Origin of the sequence: Sneathiella sp., from assembly GCF_047631475.1 — a bacterium.
Classification (GTDB): Bacteria; Pseudomonadota; Alphaproteobacteria; order Sneathiellales; family Sneathiellaceae; genus Sneathiella.
Window position 1 is genome coordinate 51,999 of record NZ_JBLHZT010000011.1, and the last position, 17,397, is coordinate 69,395.

Here is a 17,397-nt window from a genome sequence, read left to right on the forward strand (position 1 = left end):
CTCCTATTCGTAAATAATCTTAACTTCTGGGCTTTTTTCATTCAAAAGACGTTTTTCCTCACCTTTAAACGGTAAGTTTTTTCGCCTGCGATCAGGTCCAAAATACGTCTGGTTTTGAACAAATTGCCGTTGACTGGTAATGATCTGCATTACCTTTTCAGCAACGCTATTAACAGAAAACGGTTTGGCCATCACTTCACTGACGCCCAAATCCCTCGCCTCTTCGACTTTTTCCTTATCGCCGAAACCCGTTACCATCAAAAACGGTATAAACCGGTTAAAGCTCTCCTTATGAGTTCGGACCCATCTTAAGAACATAAGACCGTCAATCGGTGCCATCTGCCAGTTAGAAACGATAAAATCCACCTGCATAGCGCCGGCTTTGACTGGGTTTTCTTTCACAAGCTTTAGAAACTCTATCGCGTCCTTAGCTTCGCCAAATGTTTTTACAGTTCCAACGCCCAACCCTAGAAGCGTGGATTTAATCAAGGAAACCATGTAGGAATTGTCGTCGACAACGATAATTGTGAACCCGGACAGATCAAAATCGGACACTTGTAAACCCTTGTATTATGCCAACTTAGACAGCAGTTCTAATATTTTACGCTGTTCTTCATCATTTAGGGAAGCTAAAGTTTTTCGTGTCACCAAAGCAGCTGTATCGAAAAGACTATCGGTAAGCTTTTCCCCTTCTTCGGTCAACCGAAGGAGCATCCGTCTCTTATCATTGTCATCCGCACGCGTCTGAACCAATCCCCGGTCGATTAACCGCCGCGTTACACCTTGAATAGTCGCCGGATCCATCGCTGTCAGGCGTCCCAGATGATTTTGCGACAACTCTTTTTCATCCTTGAGTTTTGCAAGAGCCGCAAATTGCGTCGGGGTTAATTGAACATCGCCAAAATGACTTTGAAAAATAGAACTGGCCCGCTGATGGGCGCGGCGCAATAAGTGTCCTATTTGTGCCTCAACACGATATTCATGAGAGGTGTCCTCTTCAGAGGAGGTTCGTTTCTCGATCATTTTCTGTTCCCGACCCTGGCCTTTCCTAAGGTAAAGCCAATCAATTCTATTTAACTGACAACTGTAATAGCCTCACGCCCTCTCTCAATCAACGACAACTGACCATCACTAACTGAAATTGACGTAATTGACCCATTATCCGGCTTAAAGACCAGAATCTGGTCCTTTTGTTCCAATTCTCCAACAAGTGCATTGATCACCATGAAATGTGAAAACAGAACGGCATCCTCGATCTGGCTGGAAAGGTAATCAATAATTCGTTGCCGCCAACGCAAAAGAACCTCTTCCTGCTCGGACCAGGATCCTTTCATAATTTCTGACAGCCAAGCCCGCCTGCCTGAAAATGGAACATGCGCTGACGGTATTTCCGCAATCGCCGGAACAATTTCAATTGTGCGCTTCCAAGAGACCTGAAAAGGACTTGCTGTTTCCTGCGCTCTTTTCAGTGGGCTGCTAATCAGCTTCCTAGGGCCCCCGGTCATCGCCTGAATTTTCTGAAAGGCCTGTTCCGCCTGCTGGTGTCCCAATTCGCTCAGTCCGGGATCCGGATCTTTATCCCAACTACTTGCAGCCTCGCCGTGTCGCACGACATGAAGCGTCACTGACATTCAATACCTCTTTTTTTTGTTTTTTTGGCGTGCTTGCCAATATCCCTTTTTCGCATCATTTTCATGAATTGCAAAGCCTGCCTAAGAAAATCAGTAAGAAGCTGCTGACAAACACCATCTTAATGATTTATTTTTTCATGATATACAATTAACAGTTACTTTGAAAGTATTAGGCTGGCTTTTCAATTTTTGCCATTTCAGCTAACTTCTGCTGAACAACTTTATTTTGTATAACGGAAATATATCCTGCAATGAACCATGCACAGCTAAAAGCCTTTCACGCTGTCGCCGAGCACGGCCGTATCACCGCTGCAGCCAAATCCCTAGGAATTACGCAACCTGCTGTTACACTTCAAATTCAGGCATTAGAGAAAAAATATAAAATTCCGCTTTTTGATCGCAAGGGTCATTCGATCACTTTAACAAAGGCAGGCGCCCTTCTTCACAATCTTTCATCCCAGTATTTCTCATTGGAAAAAGAGGCAAACACACTTCTGACATCCATTAAGACAACTAAATCAGCCCGCCTGACCATTTCCAGTGATCTTCCACACCGGATTTTCCCCCTAACAGAGAATTTTCGGCAGAACAGCCCCAATATCGAAATTTCTGTGACGATCTGCAACGAACTTACAATTCAGCAGAATCTTGAAGAAAGGCAATCTGATATCGGGATTTCACAATCAGAAATACGAAGTCCTAATATCGATTGCCTTGAAATCGGTCAGGAAGACATGACTGTAACATTTTCCAGGGAACATCCCTTCGCAACCCGCGCGGAATTGACCCTGAACGACCTTAAAGCCAGTAATTTTCTTGTAAATAGTAGTAAAATTGGCGGAAACGCAGTGGATCAACAGATCCTGAAAACGAGTGACTGGCCGGAACTTCTGATAAAAACTTATGATAACCAGCGGCTCATACAAGAAGCCGTTGCAAACCTGCAAGGATTTGCATTTCTGTCTCCGGAAGAAGTTAAGCATGACCAAAGGCTGGTCTCGATACCAGTGGTCGGATGTCCTGTAAAAAGAAAAGAATTTCTGGTTTTCCTGAAACAGAAAACAAACTTTCCGATTGTTACGGAATTTAAAAGGTCAGTGCTTGAAACGACCTTATCTCAAAGCTCTGCGGCTTATTAGCATGCCATTGTTATGAGCGCAGGCTTTTCACTTTTACTAAGTTCTAGAGACAGGCCTTCTTTTGCAACAATTGCACCGTCCCATTCTTTTCTCGCGTCTTCTGCGACCTTATCCATAAACGCATCATCATGGGAAGGATCATGATGGAAGATAACCATTTGTTTCACATTTCCAGCCCGACAAAGCCGAACACCTTCCTGCCAAGTCGAATGTCCCCAGCCGACGAATTGTGGATATTCTTCATCTGTATACGTGCTGTCATAAATAACCAGATCCGCCCCTTCGATTAATCCGGCAACATTTTCATCAGTTCGACCAGGCACATGCTCGGTATCTGTCACATAACAGACAGAAACGCCCTCATACTCAACCCGATACCCTGTCCCGCCATCGGGGTGGTTCAAAGGAGCAGTGCGCACATTGATGCCGTCGCCAAGAGAAAACGATTCTCCTGCCTGGAAGTCACGAAAACTAATATTCGCAGCTAATTCGGCAAATGGAACCGGAAAAGTGGGCTGGCACATCTGAGAGGATAAGACCTGATGAATGCCACAGGAATGAGCCAAATGACCCGCGTGAATTTCAATATTCACATCTTCCCGATAGACGGGAGCAAAAAATGGGAAACCATTAATATGATCCCAATGAGTGTGAGATTGGAGAAAAAGGTAATCTTTAATGCCGCGGTTAATCAAGCAGTTACCAAGCATGCGCACGCCCGTTCCCGCATCGAAAATAATAATTCGATCATTGAGAACCAATTCGACGCACGAGGTATTACCGCCATATTTCATATGATCAGCAGAGGGCGTCGCAATTGAACCTCGCACACCCCAAAATTTTACCTGTACACTCATTAAGAACAAATACTCCTAAACATTAGAAGGTCAGTATACTCGATTTAGGAACACAACACGACGATTGCAAATCGATAACTCACGGTTTTGTGTTCACCATCACGCCGAAAATGCCTTTATTTCCGCCTAGATTTGACCAGCCACTGTTTCCTGAAAGATTATGCTGCTTCCTTCGGAAGAACGCGTTCTGTCAAACGTGCCCAGTAACTGGCACCAAGTGGTAGGATTGTATCGTTGAAATCATAATTAGGGTTATGCACATGACAGCTGCCTTCTCCGGCCCCATTTGCAATCATGATATAACAACCGGGGCGCTCCTGTAGCATCCAGGAAAAATCCTCCGCGCCCATGACGGGAACGACATCCGTATCAACACAGGATTCGCCCACCAGTTCCTGTGCGGCCGCAATCGCTTCGTCCGTCTCGTCTGGTGTATTGATGGTCGGTGCATATCGACGATCATATTCAAATTCTGCGGTTGCACCATGTGCTGCACAAATGCCATCAAGCACTTGCGCCATCCGACGTTCAATCATATTCTGGACTTCCAGATCAAACGCCCGCGTGGTACCGCGGATTACGACATCCTCGGGTATCACATTTGTCGTATGGCCGCCGTGGATTTCACCAACCGTAATGACTGCGGACTTCAATGGATCAACATTCCGGCTTACAATTTTTTGCCAGCCGCTGACCACGTCACAGGCGACCGTGACCGGGTCCACAGTCAAATGTGGAAATGCGCCATGCCCGCCAACACCCGTTATTCTTGCTTCAAAGAAATCAGCGGAAGCCATCATCGGCCCTTTGCGCACGGCAAATTCTCCGACATTGAAACCCGGCATATTATGCATGCCATAAACGCTATCAACCGGGAATTTTTCAAACAGGCCATCGCTAATCATGACCCGTCCACCAGCAACATTTTCTTCAGCAGGTTGGAAAATAAACTGAACCGTACCGTCAAAATTCTTTGTCTCAGACAGGTATTTCGCGGCTCCAAGCAACATAACCGTGTGCCCGTCATGCCCACAGCCGTGCATTTTACCGTCCACTTGAGAGCGATGAGCAAACTCGTTCAGCTCTTGCAAATCCAATGCATCCATATCTGCCCGAAGGCCAATCGCGCGGTTACCGGAACCAGACTTCAACGTCCCGACAACCCCTGTTTTCGCCAATCCGCGATGGACTTCAATTCCAAAACTTTCCAGTTTTTCTGCCACAAAATCAGAAGTTTGATATTCTTCGAACGCTGTCTCAGGATGCATATGAATCCTGTGACGCCATTCTGTCATTTCTTCGTGAATCTCTTTAATTTGTGGCAAGATCTTCATTCTTTACTCCTTGATTAGCAATGCGGCGCCCCTTCACTGCTATAAATTTCGCGATTTTCTGAAAATTAGAGAGGTAGGCTAACCAACGGCGACGCGCCAAACAAGGCAATAATTACGGTTGATACAAAATTTAATAAAGATGAGAACTTGCGGATCGGACTTTTGCGCCGCTCCAGCATGCGTTTAACGGAACCCTTTGTCATTTACATATGAAAGACCAACAAAACCGGCCCCTCTTAGAGCCTGTAGTCCGGTATTGTCTCACTGGTCCCGATTTTCACCACCGCCAATGCGACATTCAGCTCTCCTTAAAAGGCAAACGGAAGAGAGAGAGAGAGAATAAGGCTCATTCCGCTTCTGCAGAGACACAATCGACGAAACTTGTGTTCTTTACACTCGAAAAAACCACGGTTGTTTCTGTTCGGCTCACGATCCCCGGTATTTTAATCTGCGTAATTAACAGGTTCTCCAAATGATCCAGATCTCTTGCCAGAACCTTTAGTGAATAATTGAAGTTCCCCGTAACATGGTGGCACTCCTGAACATACGGGATCTCGATCATTGATTTCTCAAAATGTTCAAAGGATTGCACATCGTCAATTGCCACAAAGACATAAGCCAAAACCGAATAGCCCACATTCTGCCGGTCAACAACGACGGAATAATGCTGCAAGATACCTTTTGATGACAGTTTATCCAATCGATCCTTTACGGCCGTTATCGACAAACCCACTTGTCTACCGACCTCCGCATAAGCAATTCGACCATCTTTCTGGGCTATATTTAGAATCTTTCGATCCAGGCGATCCATTCCAACACTCATTTTGACGAATAAATTTCTGTGAATCTTTATAATAGAAGAAAAAATAGAATGTAAATCTGATATTTGTAGAAAATATAACTTATAATTCAAAATTATAATTCTTCCATTGCCTTTCTCGAGCTTTCTTTCTAATACTCTGCCAATTGCGAATAATGACAAATCCGAGACAGTCGATAGGCGGGCCCGTGGTTAAAAAGACGCTGGATAAAGATCTAGAACGCATTGTTCAGATCGAGACACAAACGCTTCAAGCAACCCAAACATATAAATCGCTTGCGATTGCCCTTTTATTCTTGCTGGGCGTCTGGCTGTTTGCCGCAAGTATCATTGGAACGGGTGAACATTCGACGCTGATTATCATCGCGGCGATCATTGGCGGTTATATGGCCCTGAATATTGGTGCCAATGACGTTGCCAATAATGTGGGGCCGGCCGTTGGTTCAAAAGCTCTGTCGATGTTTGGCGCACTGATAATTGCGGCTATTTTCGAAGCCGCAGGTGCTATTCTGGCCGGTGGCGATGTGGTTTCTACCATTAAAAAAGGGATCATCGATCCAGCGGGCGTGGATAACAGCCAGATCTTCATCTGGGCAATGATGTCAGCTCTTTTTGCAGCCGCCGCATGGGTTAACATTGCAACCTGGGTTGGCGCCCCTGTCAGCACTACACATGCTGTCGTAGGTGGCGTTATGGGGGCAGGTATTGCCGCCGCTGGCTTTGGCATCGTCAATTGGCCGACCATGTACAAGATTGCTGCAAGCTGGGTTATTTCACCGGTCATGGGCGGCGTGATCGCCGCTTTCTTTCTAGCAATCATAAAATACAACATCATTTATCAAGAAGACAAAGTTGCGGCGTCGAAAAGATGGGTTCCAATCCTTGTCGCTATCATGGCTGCTGTATTCTCTTCCTATTTGATCATGAAGGGCCTGAAACGGATCTGGAAGCCTGATTTTCTTGTCATTTGCGGATTGGCGCTGGGAGTCCTTGTCGCCACCTATTTGATCGTTCGCCCGATCATTGCAAAAGCCGCGGTCGGCATGGAAAACCGGAATAAATCAGTCAGAACCCTGTTTACAATCCCTTTGATTTTGGCTGCAGCGCTCTTGAGCTTTGCCCATGGTGCAAACGATGTTGCCAACGCGGTTGGCCCGTTGGCGGCTATTGTTGACGCATCTGTTAGTGGTGAAATATCGGGCAAGGTCGGTATTCCATTATGGGTCATGGTAATCGGAGCCGTCGGAATCAGCGCCGGGCTTTTCCTTTTCGGACCCAAACTTATTCGCACCGTTGGTGAGCAAATCACCAAGATGAACCCGATGCGCGCATTTTGTGTGGCGCTATCAGCCGGCATTACAGTTCTTATCGCCTCGGCTTTGGGACTGCCTGTGAGCTCCACTCATATTGCCGTCGGTGCTGTATTTGGCGTCGGCTTTTTTCGGGAATGGATAACTGAAAGGCGAGCGCAGCGTCTTCGCAGCGAAATCCAGAAAAGCAAAATTCATCCTGAAAGTAACTTGCCGGGAACCGCGGAAGATAAAGTAATTTCCAAACGGAAAAAGCTGGTTCGCCGTTCTCATCTTATGACAATCGCGGCCGCCTGGGTAATTACTGTGCCGTGCGCGGCGCTCCTGTCAGCCGGTATTTTCCTGCTCATTTCAAATTTCACATTAAACTAATCTGGTTTAGGGCAGACCATGGGCCAGAAATTCCTGGTCTGCCTTTATCGCATCGAACAGAAAATCCAGTACCGCCCTTACCTTGGGGGTATTCTGCAACTCTTTATGTGTAAGCACCCACAAATCGGCGCTTCCGGAAAGCGTTTCATCAAACAATAGATGCGTATCCGGGAATTGGGACACCATATAGTGCGGTGCAAACAGAATGCCGGCACCGCTTCTCACCGCCTGGATTTGAGCCGCGACCGTATCCGTTTTCAAAACAACATCTGCAGGCCCAACAATTTGTCGCAACGTTGATGTCAGGATAAAGCCGTTCCCGCTGTGATTCCAATCGATGAATTTGTGATATTTCAGCCTGTCCGGCGTTTCTGGGCGCCCAAACCGGTCGATATAGGCAGTGGACAGGTAAAATCCAAAACCAACCTGTCCTGCGACCCTACCGATCATTGTGTCGTGTGTGGGATCGTTAATACGAACCGCGATATCAGCTTCACGCCGCCGGGGGTCCAAAGGTTGAACATCCAGAAGAAGCTCAAAGACAATTTGCGGGTACTGGGTTTGAAATTCGGTTAATTTCCGGGTTAGCCAATACGCACCAAAGCCTTCCGTCGTAGAAATCCGAATGCGGCCGGAAAATTCTTTATCAAGGCCTTCCAACCGCTGCTCTACCGCTGCAAACTCCGAGGAAATGCCCTGAACATTCTGAAGGATTTGCATACCTGCATCTGTCAGAAAATACCCGTGTGATGCACGATTGAACAGAACGGTACCGGTGCGTTGTTCCAGTTCCGCGATTTGCCGGCCCACTGTCGGTTGGCTGACGGACAGCCTTCGCGCCGCCTTAGAAAGGCTCCCCTCTTCCGCAACAGCCAGAAAATAACGATATGTATCCCAATTCATATTTATACATTTTTGTATGAAGATTATTCATAATTAGCATATTTTCGTTTAAACAAAAATGACTATATTCTTGGGAGTTATCTCTTGAGTAGGAAAATATGATGCCCAGTACCCCGGACAAAAAATCATTCCCCAGTGAATTCAGCCAAATGACTGGTCTTGAACAGATGCAACTGGCATTCATGAGTGGAAATCGGCCACCAATTGCCGAGACCATGAGCATCGATTTGGACAGTATTGAACACGGCAAAGTTGTCTTCTCAGGGGAGCCGGCGGAAAAACACCTGAATCCGATCGGCTCTATCCATGGCGGATATGCTGCAACGATCCTCGATTCCGCGTTGGGATGCTCCATCCATACAACACTGGAGCCCGGAGAAAAATATACGACTGTCGACCTAAATGTAAAATATGTCCGCGGCATGAAACCGGGAATGGGGCGGGTAACCTGTACCGCCGAAGTTATTCATAAGGGCCGTAAAATTGCAACTGCTGACGCGAAGCTTGTGGGCGAAGACGGTAAAATCTACGCCCACGGAAATACCACCTGCATCATTCTCTGAATTCAGGTTCTAAACACTTACATTGGGAACGGGGAAACACCGATCACCATAGTATGGAGGTGGAAAAAGGCGAAAAAGACAAAAACGCCAAGCAAAACTTTCCACCAAAGCGCCTTCACCGACAGGCTGGCACGCCCGCGAATGACGGCCAAGAACGGAACATTTGACGTATGGGCAATAAAGTCTTTCCAGTCGGCCCCGACTTCCCGTGCGCGCTTTGCATCAATGAGAAAGGTTCCCGCAAGCGCGAGGCCGCCCATACCGCCAAAGAAAATCAGGGATTTAAGGTCGCCGTTATTTAATAGATGCACCCCCGCCCAAAGGGTCAAAGACCACATTAGGGGATGGCGTGTAATGGCGTTCAGGCCACCCCGTGTTTTTTCATCATTGATTTTTTTCTGCCCGCCGATCGCTGTTGCGCTGGCGCCTGTATAAGGACCAACAAACAAAATGGACGCAAGAAGCATGACACCAATTGCGACATACCGTGCCCAATTCCCGACTTCCCAATAAACCGGGCCGTATGGGGCCTCAAAATAGGCCCAGATCATCCAGATCAGAGACAGGGCCGACAGGAGACTGTATCCTCCCAAATATCCGTTCAAACCAATTTTTTGAATGATTGCTTGTCTTAAAAAACTTGACGGCAAAATATGTATCGCAAGAAAAAGAGCTGTGGCAAAAGCCAACGCTTCTATCGTACCGGTCATGGAGCCCCCCATTTAACAACTTTAATATCGCGCAAGCTTGGCACACTGCCTAACCAAGAACCAGTCTGAATTTTATCAATCTTGTAAAAGTGCGATCCCGCTCACTTATTTGAAGCGACAGCCTGATTTTCGAGGACGGCAAAACCTTTGTCCGTCAATTTACAAACAAGCCAGTCTTTCTTGATGGGATTAACAAACCAAGGCTCTGCCCAACCCGCCTTGATGCAGCTTCGAATGGTAGCCGGGTTGATCTGCTGGCCATTTCTGTCAAACAGAGGAAGTTTTCCCCCGGCTTGGGAATGGCCTAACTTTAGATAACGCAATTGCGCCTCTGATGGAGATTTTTTGCCCATTCGCTTATATTAACCGGTTTTACGAAAAAAATACACAAATTGGGGAGCTGACGTCATTCTAGCCCTTTTCAAAAATACCTAGTCGGTCTAAAGAACAGAAACGTTATAACATGAGGTCTGAAGAGATGTCCGAAGAAGCTGATTATACAAAATATTTCCCCGTGTCATGGGAAGAGTTGCATCGCAATGGTCGAGCATTGGCATGGCGGTTAATGGAATTAGCGCCGTTTAAGGGGATTGTTGCGGTTACGCGCGGTGGTCTGGTGCCTGCGGCAATTGTCGCCCGTGAACTAGATGTTCGCAACATTGAAACTGTTTGTATCGCGGCTTATCGCGACGACAAGACTGTGGGCGAAGTGAACATTATTAAAGGGCTGGACATTCCAGATAATGGAAAAGGCTGGTTGATCGTCGACGACCTCGTCGATAGCGGCATTACGGCTAAATATGTCAGAGACATGATCCCGGAAGCGCATTTCGCAACCATATATGCCAAGCCGAAAGGCCGCCAGCGCGTTGACACATTTATAACAGAAGTCAGTCAGGATACCTGGATCCTGTTTCCCTGGGATCAGGCGCCGTCTTTTGCAAAACCGATTGTAGAAGAAACCCGCTAACGTTTCATCAGGAGACATCTCATTCCGCACTTTGCCGCAAATTTGAGTTTCTTATTTCAGGACGTCTCATTTCTGGATCGATTTTCTCATGCGGCGAATGCAGGATTTAAAGGGGTTGAGTATTTATTCCCGTATGATTGGCCTGTTGATACACTGAAAAAACATCTGGATCGCCTCCAATTGACACAGGTACTTTTCAATCTATCGCCTGGCGACTGGTCCGCAGGTGACAGAGGTCTTGCTGCCCTTCCTGCGCGGCAACTCGAATATCAGGCCTCTATCGAACAGGCTTATCGTTATGCATCGGCACTGAACTGCCAAAAATTGCATGTCATGTCCGGACTTAAAGATGCCACGCTCTCCCAAAGCCAACAACTCGATTACTTTCAGCAGTCCCTTGAGAAGGCAATTTCCTTTGACCCTTCTCAGACCCTTACATTCCTGATCGAGCCCATTAACAACCATGACATTCCGGGCTATTTACTGAACGACTTTGATTTGGGTTTAAGGCTGGTGAAAGAGCTCGATACTCCAAGAATACGGCTTCAGTTTGATATGTATCATTGCCAGAGAATTCATGGCGATGTGAGCCGCCGTCTTACGGAAGCCCTCCCCTACGTCCACCATATTCAAATTGCCAACACACCCGGAAGAACCGACCCTGATATCGGAGAGTTAAATTATCCATACCTTTTTGATATGCTTGACAGAGAAGGCTACGAAGGTTGGGTTGGCTGCGAGTACAAACCTATCCAGCGGTTCGACGCCAAACCGTTTCAATGGATGAACCCGTATCTCGAATAATGCATCGGCAACCGCGCCAGTTCCGGTCATCAAACAGCATCGCACGCTTGCGGGGCAATAAAAATAAGTGATAACAGTAAGCATATGGCTTTATTTGGACACAACCTAAAACAAAAAGATCTGATTACCTCGATCAAATCTTTGCGCAGTAATCTCTCGTTAAAACTAACGGTCGCGTCGCTGCTTGTTGGTCTTCTGGCCGGATATGGCGCTCTGCTGTTTAGACTGCTCATCAATAACGTTCAAGAAATTTTCTATGGTTTTGATAGTGAACTGGTCGTTACCAATGCTCAAAACCTGCCTTGGTGGCAATTTCTGATTGTCCCTGTTCTCGGCGGTTTGATTATCGGTGTTTTCCTGAAATATTGCATGCCCGACAGACGCCCGGAAGGTGTTGCGGATATTATCGAGTCTGTCTTGGTTAAGCGAGGGAAGATGAAGTTAGTACCGGGCATTGGAACCTTTCTGACAAGTGCCGTCTCGCTCGGCACCGGTGGGTCGGGCGGCCGCGAAGGGCCAATTGCCCATTTTGGTGCGATGTTGGGCAGCCAGCTCGGTCAAAGAATGCGCATTCCTTCAGCCTACTACACAACCCTTATCGGGTGCGGTGTCGCCTCTGCCGTTGCCGCGTCTTTCAACGCCCCCATTGCCGGTATGTTCTTTGCTCTGGAAGTTGTGATTGGCTCTTTCGCTACCCAGGCGGTCGCCCCTATCGTTCTGGCATCCGTCATCGGCACCGTCGTTAGCCGCGTTCATCTTGGTGACTTTCCCGCATTTATCATCCCCAATTACCAGATCGTTTCCTGGTGGGAAATTCCGGCGATCGGTCTGCTTGGCGTCGTCTCTGCCGTTGTCGGGCTCTTGTTTATCTGGAGTATTGGCTTTTCAGAACGGACCATTGACCGCTTTAAGATTCCGGAGATTTTGCGCCCTGCCTCAGGCGGACTGGTTCTCGGTGTTATCGCATTGATGTTTCCGCAGATTATTGGAGCAGGTTATGAGGCGACTGATAGTGCCCTTAAGGAAGAATATGACCTGATACTTCTTCTGTCGCTTATTGTTGTAAAAACAATCGCCGTTGGAATTACGACAGGCAGTCGATTTGGGGGCGGTTTTTTCTCGCCCTCGCTCTTTGTTGGGGCCATGACCGGCGGTGCATTTGGTATCATCGCCGCGTCAGCGTTTCCTGAATTAGCCGCCAGCAATGGGTTATATGCAATCATTGGGATGACGGCAGTAGCCTCTTCCGTTTTGGGCGCGCCCATTTCAACAATTCTCATCGTGTTTGAGCTAACCGGTGATTATAAGATCGCCATCGCGGTTATGCTGGCAGTTGCCGTTTCAACGCTTATTAGCAAACAGTTGATCGGTCGCAGCATTTTCCAGACCCAGCTTGCCGGCCGAAACATCGATATTAAGGAAAACAAAGCACTTCGATATTTACAGAACAGGCAAGTCAGAGGGATCATGGACCGAGAGTTTGTAGAAATTTCACCTGATGCCCATATGCCGGAACTGCGCAGCATCGCCAAAAATACCCGCCATGATAAACTGATCGTCGTTGACCCGGAAACCAAGGCCTTTGTTGGGCGTTTGGAGTTTGCTGATTTAAAGCCCCATGTTTTCGCCGATGAACTGGATCAGAACCTAACGGCAAACGATCTTGCTCAGCAGAACAGTCCCGTTCTCTTCGCAGAATCAAGCCTCAAATCCGCGTTGCTTATTCTGACTAAGTCCGGTGCGGACATCCTGCCCGTCATCGATACGGCCAAGGACAGCAGGCTTATCGGTCTTTTGCACTCGTCGGATGTATTGCGCGAGTATAATGACGCCCTTCTCCACATGCAGGACGAAAAACCAACCCGAAAGAACACTGAAATTTGATAGCCTGATGGATGTTCATGGTTTATACCATGCCGTTATGGATGACAGTTTTGATATCGCAAATTTTGACGCCGCACCTGCACCGCAGGCGCCAGACCTTTCTTATCTCGATGGGCTGAATGACGGTCAACGCTCAGCAGTTGAAGCCGTTGATGGACCTGTTCTTGTTCTGGCGGGCGCAGGAACCGGTAAAACCCGCGTCCTGATAACGCGTCTTGCCCATATTTTAAACACCCGTCCCATCAACCCATGGGAAATTCTTGCTGTCACCTTTACCAATAAAGCAGCAGCAGAAATGAGGGAAAGAACCGCCAATATAGTGGGCCCAGCCGCCATCGAAATTAAACTGGGGACCTTTCATTCAATTGGTGTCTGGCTTCTTCGGCGCCATGCTGAACTGGTTGGATTGGGGCAGAATTACACGATTTTGGATACGGATGATCAACTTCGCCTGCTGAAGCAAATTCTCACCGATAACAGTGTCGATATCAAAAAATGGCCCCCGCGTGGTCTGGCCTCTGTTATTGATCGCTGGAAAGACAAGGGGCTGCGGCCCGATCAGGTTGGACGGCAAGACAGCGAGGGTTTTGCCCATGGTAAGGCTGCCACGTTATACAAAGAATATCAGGATCGCCTGAAAGCCCAAAATGCATGCGATTTTGGTGATCTTCTGCTACATCCACTTAGCATTTTCCAAGCCCATCCGGACATCCTCCAACAATATCAGAACCGATTTAAGTATATTCTGGTGGACGAATATCAGGATACTAACGTTGCGCAATATCTGTTGCTACGAATGCTGGCACAAAAGCACAAGAATATTTGCTGCGTTGGGGATGACGATCAATCAATCTATGGCTGGCGCGGTGCCGAAGTTGGTAATATCCTGAAGTTTGAAGATGATTTCCCCGGGGCGAGTGTTGTCAGACTGGAACGAAATTACCGGTCTACGTCTCATATTCTAGGGGCCGCCTCAGGCCTGATCGCCAAAAACGAAGGACGCCTGGGGAAAACCTTATGGACTGAAGACAATCCAGGCGAAAAGGTCGTCCTCAAAGGGCTTTGGGATGGCAATGCCGAAGCCCGATGGGTAGCCGACGAAATTGAAAACCATCAAAGAAAAGGCACGTCACTGGCTGACATGGCTATTCTTGTGCGCGCCAGTTTCCAAACCCGTGCCTTTGAGGAATGCTTTATTTCAATGGGTATCCGGTATCGTGTTATTGGCGGACTCCGCTTTTACGAACGCCGGGAGATCCGAGATGTTCTCGCTTATTTGCGTGTTATCAATCAGGCAAATGACGACCTGGCCTTTGAACGCATATACAACCTTCCCAAACGGGGATTGGGCGCAAAGGCGCTTGATAAGTTGAGAGAGATCAGCCACGAACAGGGGCTCGCCCTCTCACGAAGTGCTGCTTATGCGTCGGAGAACGCCCTGTTCAAAGGTAAAGCAAAAGCCGGATTGTCCGAGCTATGCCATAACCTTATCAAATGGCGCGAATTGAAAGACGTTGTCTCCCCGTCAGAGCTTGTCGAGACAGTTCTGGAAGACAGCGGTTACTTTGACATGTGGAAGCAGGACAAGGCCCCGGAATCTGAAGGTAAGGTGGAAAACCTGAAAGAATTGAGCAAAGCGCTTTCTGATTATGATGATTTAGGTGAATTTCTGGAACATGTCGCGCTTGTCATGGAAAATAATGAAGACAAATCTTCGGATATGGTCAGCATTATGACATTGCATGCCGCCAAGGGCCTCGAATATGACACCGTTTTTCTTCCCGGTTGGGAAGAAGGTTTGTTTCCGCATCAACGGGCTTTGGACGAAAACGGCATAAAAGCATTGGAAGAAGAACGTCGGCTTGCCTATGTCGGTATCACCCGCGCGAAAGTCCGCTGTTATGTCAGCCATGCGAGCAACAGAACAATTCACGGGCAATGGCAATCATCTTTGCCGAGCCGTTTTGTCGACGAACTACCAGCAGAGCATATTGCCTCTGAGAGTGACCAAGGCGTTTATGGAAGCCGTTCTCAATCAAATGAGATAGAAAGTTCGTGGCGCGCCAACACTGCTCAGCAGCTTTCCCACGTGCTGGAACGGCGAGCCGCTCAAAATCGAAATTTAAAAGATAACAGTACCAAGCCTGTCAATTCAGGTGATACGGGCCTTGCAATCGGTGATCGCGTTTTTCATCAAAAGTTTGGTTATGGACGGGTCCTTCTTAAAGATGGCCCAAAAATGGAAGTTGCCTTCGATAAAGCAGGCACCAAGAAAGTGATGGAAAATTTTGTCGAACCAGCCTGACCCGACCCTCTGGCAGTTATCTATAAACCTGCCTCTCCCGGAGTCTGATGCAATTGAACAGATATTTGAAGAACATTTCCTGACAACCTCTCTTGCAGAAATTGTATCTGATGGCAGCCTCTGGCGACTGGACATTCTTTTCGACCATCAACCAGATCAGACCCTGTTAAATCAAGTTCCGGATGAATATGTTTTCGAAATTGCGCCCCTTATTCAGCGGGACTGGGTTTCAGAAAGCCAGAAACAATTACCGCCTGTTTCCGCTGGCCGATTTTATATTCATGGATCTCATGACCCCAAACATACATCCAGCTCGGTTCATGATCTGACCATTGATGCCGGGCGCGCCTTTGGTACCGGGCTTCATGAAACCACGTTTGGGTGTTTATTGGCACTGGACGATATCCATAAGGAACGCAGCATTTTCAATGCTCTGGACCTAGGGTGCGGGTCTGGTGTTTTGGCGTTAGCCATTGCAAAAGCATGGGGCCGTCCAGTTCTCGCCAGTGATATTGATCCGGATGCCGTGATCACCACAAAAGAAAATGCCCGGTTAAACTGCCTCTCACCTCTCGTTCGTGTAGAAGAGGCAACAGGCTTGAATAACAGGCTTCTAGCGAAATCAGCCCCATACGACCTGATCACAGCAAATATTCTGGCATGGCCCCTCGTCGCATTGGCCCCAAAGATCACGGCCGCGCTTTCCACAGGTGGCGTTCTGGTTCTATCCGGATTGCTCGGCAAGCAGGAAAACATGGTCCGAAACGCTTATCGCTTGCAGGGATTACATCTTCATAAGCGCTACAAAATTGGCGACTGGCATAGCCTGATCCTGAAAGCATAAAAAAAAGCCCGGTATAAAAATACCGGGCTTTTTGGTCACTTTGGCTTTTGCGTCGTTAGCTAACCTGGCGACCGTCGTTTCTTTTGGCTGTGTTATCGTTAGCCAATGGCACTTTGCCGGAAACAGCTGCGGCAACATCACCCCGTGTCAGCCCAATATCACTCAGTTGACGGGCATCCATTGCCATCAATTGAGCAAAACCATTGCGGTGGTCGCGCCACTGCGCATAGCGGCTTGCAAGAGAAGCTACAACGCCAGAGACTTTTTTCAACAAACCGCCGTTGGACACCTGCTCACCATAAATCACTTGATCGATTTCAGCGCGGGTAATTCCGATATCACGGAGTTCCCGATTGCTCATACCGCGAAGAATAGAAGCTGCTTTGCTATTTTCACGTCGCGTCCGAATTGCAGTACCTAATTTTTCAGAAACTGCAGAGATCATGATCCGCAAATGTTCACTTCTCTGACGGTGCGCTTTCGCAATCAACGTATCCACATCAATCATGTTATTGTTTGCTGATACTGGGTTCAATAAAGCAAGAGCTTCAATGTCTTTGTTTGTAAAGCTAATCATTTTTCATCTCCAACACACATCGCCACTCGGTCCGGGCGCGGTGAAATCAGGCAATTTTGCCGTTAAATAATTCCTGCTGATTTTCGTTGGCAGCAGCGTCAATATTCCGAAGTTCGCTTTTTACAGCTTGCTCAATTGTTGTGCGGTCCAGATCAACTTCCACGTTCCCCGTTGAGGGCTGTGTTGTCTCGGCCGAATTGTTCATATGGAAAAACGTCTTGAGCATTGCCCAAAATCCAGATTTCGTCTTAGCCTGAGAATCCTGAGCGACAAAATCGAAGCCATACTGTAGGTGCAGGGCTTGACCGTATTTTTCATTCCGACTAAACATTTTTTTCTCCATACCAAACTTACGTGATGGATATTATATTGCA

The 17,397-nt window shown here is 47.5% G+C and carries 19 protein-coding genes; 8 read left to right on the top strand and 11 right to left on the bottom strand.

Going from position 1 to position 17,397, the window contains the following annotated elements; genetic code table 11:
- Nucleotides 1-3: 3 nt before the first annotated feature.
- The 3 genes from ACJAYR_RS06620 to ACJAYR_RS06630 are packed head-to-tail and all read right to left on the bottom strand — an operon-like array spanning nt 4 to nt 1,631.
- Nucleotides 4-555 carry a response regulator gene (locus ACJAYR_RS06620; protein ID WP_415235859.1) on the bottom strand — a complete coding sequence of 184 codons (552 nt, stop codon included), beginning with the start codon at nt 553-555 and terminating at the stop codon, nt 4-6.
- 15 nt (nt 556-570) lie between these two features.
- On the bottom strand, nt 571-1,023 hold the full coding sequence (locus tag ACJAYR_RS06625) for a MarR family winged helix-turn-helix transcriptional regulator (RefSeq protein ID WP_415235860.1): 453 nt from the start codon (nt 1,021-1,023) through the stop codon (nt 571-573).
- A gap of 50 nt (nt 1,024-1,073) precedes the next feature.
- On the bottom strand, nt 1,074-1,631 hold the full coding sequence (locus ACJAYR_RS06630; RefSeq protein ID WP_415235861.1) for a histidine phosphatase family protein: 558 nt from the start codon (nt 1,629-1,631) through the stop codon (nt 1,074-1,076).
- A 251-nt stretch (nt 1,632-1,882) separates the two neighbouring features.
- Between ACJAYR_RS06630 and ACJAYR_RS06635 the strand changes: the two genes are divergently transcribed.
- Nucleotides 1,883-2,770 carry a LysR family transcriptional regulator gene (locus ACJAYR_RS06635; RefSeq protein ID WP_415235862.1) on the top strand — a complete coding sequence of 296 codons (888 nt, stop codon included), beginning with the start codon at nt 1,883-1,885 and terminating at the stop codon, nt 2,768-2,770.
- On the opposite strand, the gene ACJAYR_RS06640 is transcribed toward ACJAYR_RS06635, so the two are convergent.
- From ACJAYR_RS06640 to ACJAYR_RS06650, 3 genes are all read right to left on the bottom strand, one after another.
- Entirely contained in the window at nt 2,767-3,627 is an 861-nt protein-coding gene (locus tag ACJAYR_RS06640) for an MBL fold metallo-hydrolase (RefSeq protein ID WP_415235863.1), read from the bottom strand. The two genes, ACJAYR_RS06635 and ACJAYR_RS06640, sit on opposite strands and share 4 nt — an antisense overlap.
- Before the next feature lie 158 nt (nt 3,628-3,785).
- Nucleotides 3,786-4,961, bottom strand: coding sequence for a M20 aminoacylase family protein (locus ACJAYR_RS06645; protein WP_415235864.1), 1,176 nt, complete (start codon nt 4,959-4,961; stop codon nt 3,786-3,788).
- Nucleotides 4,962-5,307: 346 nt separating this feature from the next.
- Nucleotides 5,308-5,772, bottom strand: coding sequence for an Lrp/AsnC family transcriptional regulator (locus ACJAYR_RS06650; protein WP_415235865.1), 465 nt, complete (start codon nt 5,770-5,772; stop codon nt 5,308-5,310).
- 197 nt (nt 5,773-5,969) lie between these two features.
- Between ACJAYR_RS06650 and ACJAYR_RS06655 the strand changes: the two genes are divergently transcribed.
- On the top strand, nt 5,970-7,463 hold the full coding sequence (locus ACJAYR_RS06655; RefSeq protein ID WP_415235866.1) for an inorganic phosphate transporter: 1,494 nt from the start codon (nt 5,970-5,972) through the stop codon (nt 7,461-7,463).
- A 6-nt stretch (nt 7,464-7,469) separates the two neighbouring features.
- Here the strand turns inward: ACJAYR_RS06655 and ACJAYR_RS06660 are convergent, their stop codons facing one another.
- Nucleotides 7,470-8,366, bottom strand: coding sequence for a LysR family transcriptional regulator (locus ACJAYR_RS06660; protein ID WP_415235867.1), 897 nt, complete (start codon nt 8,364-8,366; stop codon nt 7,470-7,472).
- A gap of 98 nt (nt 8,367-8,464) precedes the next feature.
- On the opposite strand from ACJAYR_RS06660, the gene ACJAYR_RS06665 reads away from it, so the two are divergent.
- On the top strand, nt 8,465-8,929 hold the full coding sequence (locus ACJAYR_RS06665) for a PaaI family thioesterase (protein WP_415235868.1): 465 nt from the start codon (nt 8,465-8,467) through the stop codon (nt 8,927-8,929).
- A 17-nt stretch (nt 8,930-8,946) separates the two neighbouring features.
- Here ACJAYR_RS06665 and ACJAYR_RS06670 read toward each other — a convergent pair whose 3' ends face one another.
- Together ACJAYR_RS06670 and ACJAYR_RS06675 are read right to left on the bottom strand one after the other, a co-directional pair.
- Nucleotides 8,947-9,639 carry an NnrU family protein gene (locus ACJAYR_RS06670; protein WP_415235869.1) on the bottom strand — a complete coding sequence of 231 codons (693 nt, stop codon included), beginning with the start codon at nt 9,637-9,639 and terminating at the stop codon, nt 8,947-8,949.
- A gap of 101 nt (nt 9,640-9,740) precedes the next feature.
- Nucleotides 9,741-9,992 (bottom strand): hypothetical protein, encoded by a 252-nt coding sequence (locus ACJAYR_RS06675; protein WP_415235870.1) that lies wholly within the window; start codon nt 9,990-9,992, stop codon nt 9,741-9,743.
- A gap of 125 nt (nt 9,993-10,117) precedes the next feature.
- Between ACJAYR_RS06675 and gpt the strand changes: the two genes are divergently transcribed.
- From gpt to ACJAYR_RS06700, 5 genes are all read left to right on the top strand, one after another.
- Nucleotides 10,118-10,609 (top strand): xanthine phosphoribosyltransferase, encoded by a 492-nt coding sequence (gpt, locus tag ACJAYR_RS06680; RefSeq protein ID WP_169542799.1) that lies wholly within the window; start codon nt 10,118-10,120, stop codon nt 10,607-10,609.
- Between the two features lie 42 nt (nt 10,610-10,651).
- Nucleotides 10,652-11,413 carry a hydroxypyruvate isomerase family protein gene (locus ACJAYR_RS06685; RefSeq protein WP_415235871.1) on the top strand — a complete coding sequence of 254 codons (762 nt, stop codon included), beginning with the start codon at nt 10,652-10,654 and terminating at the stop codon, nt 11,411-11,413.
- Between the two features lie 84 nt (nt 11,414-11,497).
- On the top strand, nt 11,498-13,297 hold the full coding sequence (locus ACJAYR_RS06690; RefSeq protein ID WP_415235872.1) for a chloride channel protein: 1,800 nt from the start codon (nt 11,498-11,500) through the stop codon (nt 13,295-13,297).
- A gap of 7 nt (nt 13,298-13,304) precedes the next feature.
- Nucleotides 13,305-15,602, top strand: a complete 2,298-nt coding sequence (locus ACJAYR_RS06695; RefSeq protein ID WP_415235873.1) for an ATP-dependent helicase — start codon at nt 13,305-13,307, stop codon at nt 15,600-15,602.
- Nucleotides 15,586-16,446 (top strand): 50S ribosomal protein L11 methyltransferase, encoded by an 861-nt coding sequence (locus ACJAYR_RS06700; protein WP_415235874.1) that lies wholly within the window; start codon nt 15,586-15,588, stop codon nt 16,444-16,446. The genes ACJAYR_RS06695 and ACJAYR_RS06700 overlap by 17 nt, the downstream gene beginning before the upstream one ends.
- Nucleotides 16,447-16,501: 55 nt before the next feature.
- On the opposite strand, the gene ACJAYR_RS06705 is transcribed toward ACJAYR_RS06700, so the two are convergent.
- Together ACJAYR_RS06705 and ACJAYR_RS06710 are read right to left on the bottom strand one after the other, a co-directional pair.
- Complete coding sequence (locus tag ACJAYR_RS06705; RefSeq protein WP_415235875.1) at nt 16,502-17,023, bottom strand: DUF1127 domain-containing protein; 522 nt, start codon at nt 17,021-17,023, stop codon at nt 16,502-16,504.
- Between the two features lie 46 nt (nt 17,024-17,069).
- The gene (locus ACJAYR_RS06710; RefSeq protein WP_415235876.1) at nt 17,070-17,354 is read right to left on the bottom strand and encodes a hypothetical protein; all 285 of its coding nucleotides are present in this window, start codon (nt 17,352-17,354) and stop codon (nt 17,070-17,072) included.
- Between the last annotated feature and the right edge of the window lie 43 nt (nt 17,355-17,397).

What these genes read in the sequence shown, in the direction of transcription:
- ACJAYR_RS06625 (WP_415235860.1), bottom strand. Translation starts at nt 1,023, where the DNA reads ATGATCGAGAAACGAACCTCCTCTGAAGAGGACACCTCTCATGAATAT.
- ACJAYR_RS06630 (WP_415235861.1), bottom strand. Translation starts at nt 1,631, where the DNA reads ATGTCAGTGACGCTTCATGTCGTGCGACACGGCGAGGCTGCAAGTAGT.
- ACJAYR_RS06635 (WP_415235862.1), top strand. Translation starts at nt 1,883, where the DNA reads ATGAACCATGCACAGCTAAAAGCCTTTCACGCTGTCGCCGAGCACGGC.
- ACJAYR_RS06640 (WP_415235863.1), bottom strand. Translation starts at nt 3,627, where the DNA reads ATGAGTGTACAGGTAAAATTTTGGGGTGTGCGAGGTTCAATTGCGACG.
- ACJAYR_RS06645 (WP_415235864.1), bottom strand. Translation starts at nt 4,961, where the DNA reads ATGAAGATCTTGCCACAAATTAAAGAGATTCACGAAGAAATGACAGAA.
- ACJAYR_RS06650 (WP_415235865.1), bottom strand. Translation starts at nt 5,772, where the DNA reads ATGGATCGCCTGGATCGAAAGATTCTAAATATAGCCCAGAAAGATGGT.
- ACJAYR_RS06660 (WP_415235867.1), bottom strand. Translation starts at nt 8,366, where the DNA reads ATGAATTGGGATACATATCGTTATTTTCTGGCTGTTGCGGAAGAGGGG.
- ACJAYR_RS06665 (WP_415235868.1), top strand. Translation starts at nt 8,465, where the DNA reads ATGATGCCCAGTACCCCGGACAAAAAATCATTCCCCAGTGAATTCAGC.
- ACJAYR_RS06670 (WP_415235869.1), bottom strand. Translation starts at nt 9,639, where the DNA reads ATGACCGGTACGATAGAAGCGTTGGCTTTTGCCACAGCTCTTTTTCTT.
- ACJAYR_RS06675 (WP_415235870.1), bottom strand. Translation starts at nt 9,992, where the DNA reads ATGGGCAAAAAATCTCCATCAGAGGCGCAATTGCGTTATCTAAAGTTA.
- gpt (WP_169542799.1), top strand. Translation starts at nt 10,118, where the DNA reads ATGTCCGAAGAAGCTGATTATACAAAATATTTCCCCGTGTCATGGGAA.
- ACJAYR_RS06690 (WP_415235872.1), top strand. Translation starts at nt 11,498, where the DNA reads ATGGCTTTATTTGGACACAACCTAAAACAAAAAGATCTGATTACCTCG.
- ACJAYR_RS06695 (WP_415235873.1), top strand. Translation starts at nt 13,305, where the DNA reads ATGGATGTTCATGGTTTATACCATGCCGTTATGGATGACAGTTTTGAT.
- ACJAYR_RS06705 (WP_415235875.1), bottom strand. Translation starts at nt 17,023, where the DNA reads ATGATTAGCTTTACAAACAAAGACATTGAAGCTCTTGCTTTATTGAAC.
- ACJAYR_RS06710 (WP_415235876.1), bottom strand. Translation starts at nt 17,354, where the DNA reads ATGTTTAGTCGGAATGAAAAATACGGTCAAGCCCTGCACCTACAGTAT.